This window comes from Microbacterium sp. zg.Y909, from assembly GCF_024626565.1.
This window is the reverse complement of the sequence record NZ_JANJFJ010000528.1, coordinates 1-2,383: the sequence shown is the minus strand read 5'-3', so window position 1 is coordinate 2,383 and position 2,383 is coordinate 1. Positions and strand designations below refer to the sequence as shown.

Annotated in this window: 3 protein-coding genes; 1 reads left to right on the top strand and 2 read right to left on the bottom strand. The window is 69.4% G+C overall.

The window, feature by feature from the left end; translation table 11 throughout:
* Nucleotides 1-419: small multidrug efflux protein (locus NQ160_RS22380; protein ID WP_257517238.1), on the top strand; the 419-nt coding region annotated here is incomplete at its 5' end.
* A gap of 11 nt (nucleotides 420-430) precedes the next feature.
* Here NQ160_RS22380 and NQ160_RS22375 read toward each other — a convergent pair.
* Nucleotides 431-946, bottom strand: a complete 516-nt coding sequence (locus tag NQ160_RS22375; protein WP_257517237.1) for a type II toxin-antitoxin system PemK/MazF family toxin — start codon at nucleotides 944-946, stop codon at nucleotides 431-433.
* Nucleotides 947-1,022: 76 nt separating this feature from the next.
* Nucleotides 1,023-2,249: an ammonium transporter gene (locus NQ160_RS22370; RefSeq protein ID WP_257517236.1), complete on the bottom strand. Its 1,227-nt coding sequence runs from the start codon at nucleotides 2,247-2,249 to the stop codon at nucleotides 1,023-1,025.
* Nucleotides 2,250-2,383 lie beyond the last annotated feature (134 nt).

The following is a 2,383-nucleotide window of genomic DNA, read 5'->3' as shown; positions in this document are numbered from 1 at the left end:
CTGCCGGCGTCGTGGGCAACTTCCTCTGCGTCGCGGTGCTGGTGCTGCTGAGCTCCGGTGCGCGCACGGCCGTCGTCACCCGGCGCCGCGAGAGCGTGCGGGCGCGCGAAGCGGTGGCGATCGGCGGTGGAGCGCCGGTGCAGGATCTCGCCTCCGAGACCCCGGACGTCGAGACGACCGAGGGCCTCGGCGGCAACCCGACCCGCCGCGCGAAGTTCCTGCGCGCCCTGGACCGCTACGGGGTCCCCGGGGTCAGCCTGCTGGGCCCGCTGCTGCTGCCGACGCACTTCACCGCCACCATGCTCGCCGCGGTCGGTGTCGGCAAGGTGCGCATCCTCGCGTGGCAGGCCGTCGCGATCGTCGGCTGGTCGACGATCATCGCCCTGCTCGTCACCGGCGTCATCTCGGCGGTGAGCTGACACGGGAAGGCTCAGCCCGGCATCCGCCAGCCATACCGTCGGCGGAGCTCAGCGGCCACGCGCGTGAAGGCAGGGCGGTCCAGCGCCGCACCTTCGCGCCGCAGGCCGGCGTCGTGCACGCTGTAGAGCTGGTCCAGATCGGCCCACGACGGGCGACGCCGGCTGTCCCACTCCCCCGTCCCGATCGGCATCAGGTTGCCGTCGCCCTCTCGAGGGCTGCTGGTCAGCTTGAGCGCATATACCCGGTCCACGCTCTGGCGCCCGATGACGAGAACGGGACGGTCCTTGCCGCGGCCGTCCCGTTCGGCATAGGGCACCCAGGTCCAGACGACCTCGCCGCCGTCGGGACGGCCGTCGCGGTCGGGCGAGTACGCGAGGCGCAAGGCGCCTGCCGCGGGCGGGGTGATCTCCACCGTCGCCGTCGATCCGCCGCGTCCCGGGGAGTCGGAGAGGCGCACGGGCGGTGCCGCGGTCTTGGGCCGATGGAACAGCGACAGCAGACGCCTGAGCGGAGAGCGGGTAGCCACCGCGCCACCCTATCCCCGGGCACGCAGAAGGGGCGCCGCGGTGGATGCCGCGACGCCCCTTCGTGCCGTCCCCAGGTCAGTCGACGAGGGCGTAGCCCTCTTCGCCGTGCACGACCGTGTCGACACCGGCGATCTCGTCCTCGTTCTTGATGCGGAATCCGAGGGTCTTCTGAATCGCGAAGCCGAGGATGCCGGCGACGACGAAGGAGTAGACCATGACACCCAGCGCCGCGATCACCTGGATGATCAGCTGCTCTGCGTTGCCGCCGACGAACAGGCCGGTCTCGGTGGCGAAGAAGCCGAGGTAGATCGTGCCGATGAGGCCACCGACGAGGTGGATGCCGACGACGTCGAGCGAGTCGTCGAAGCCGAGCTTCCACTTGAGCTCGATCGCCAAGGCGCAGGCGGCACCGGAGATGACGCCGAGCAGCAGAGCCCAGCCGGGAGTGAGGTTGGCGCAGGCCGGGGTGATGGCGACCAGACCCGCGACGGCACCGGAGGCGGCGCCGATCGAGGTGGCCTTGCCGTCCTTGAGCTTCTCGACGATCACCCAGCCGAGCACGGCTGCGGCGGTGGCGCCGAGCGTGTTGAGGCCGATGAGACCGACACCGCCCATGTCCTCAGAGAGCCACTCCGCGCCGGCGTTGAAGCCGAACCAGCCGAACCACAGGATGGCCGCGCCGAGCATCACCAGCGGCACGTTGTGCGGCTTGTGGATGCCCTTCTGGAATCCGATGCGCTTGCCGAGCACCAGGGCGAGGGCGAGGGCCGCCGCACCGGCGTTGATGTGCACCGCGGTGCCACCGGCGTAGTCGATGACCTCCGTGCCGAAGCCCATGCTCGAGCCGAGGTTGAAGATCCAGCCGCCGCCCCAGACCCATGCGGCCACCGGGAAGTAGACGATGGTCGCGAACAGCCCGGCGAACAGCATCCACGAGCCGAACTTCGCGCGGTCGGCGATGGCACCGGAGATGAGCGCGACGGTGATGATGGCGAAGGTAGCCCCGAACGCGACGCCGATGAGCGAGGTGTTCGCGTCCTCGCCGGTGGCGAGCCCGCTGAGGGCGAAGTCGCTGAACGGGTTGCCCGCGAACTCCCACGGGCTGCCGACTGCGCTCATGTTGTAGCCGTAGAGAATCCACAGCACGCTGATGAGTCCGAGCGCTCCGAAGCTCATCATCATCATGCTGACGACACTCTTGGCCTTGACCAGACCGCCGTAGAAGAAGGCGACACCGGGCGTCATGAATAGCACGAGCGCGGTGGCCATGATCCCCCAGGCGATGTTGCCGGGTGCGTCCATAGGTGGTACCTCACATTGATCGGTGACAGGGGTCACGTCGCGGTGAGTACGGGTTTCCGCGGCGTGCACGCCCAGTCTCGCGAGGCGCCGTTTCTGCCAGCGTGCAGGTCGTGTTTCGCGTTGGTTACGCGGTG

Excerpts from the sequence above, each read along its gene's own strand:
- NQ160_RS22370 (WP_257517236.1), bottom strand. The coding sequence starts at position 2,249 with ATGGACGCACCCGGCAACATCGCCTGGGGGATCATGGCCACCGCGCTC.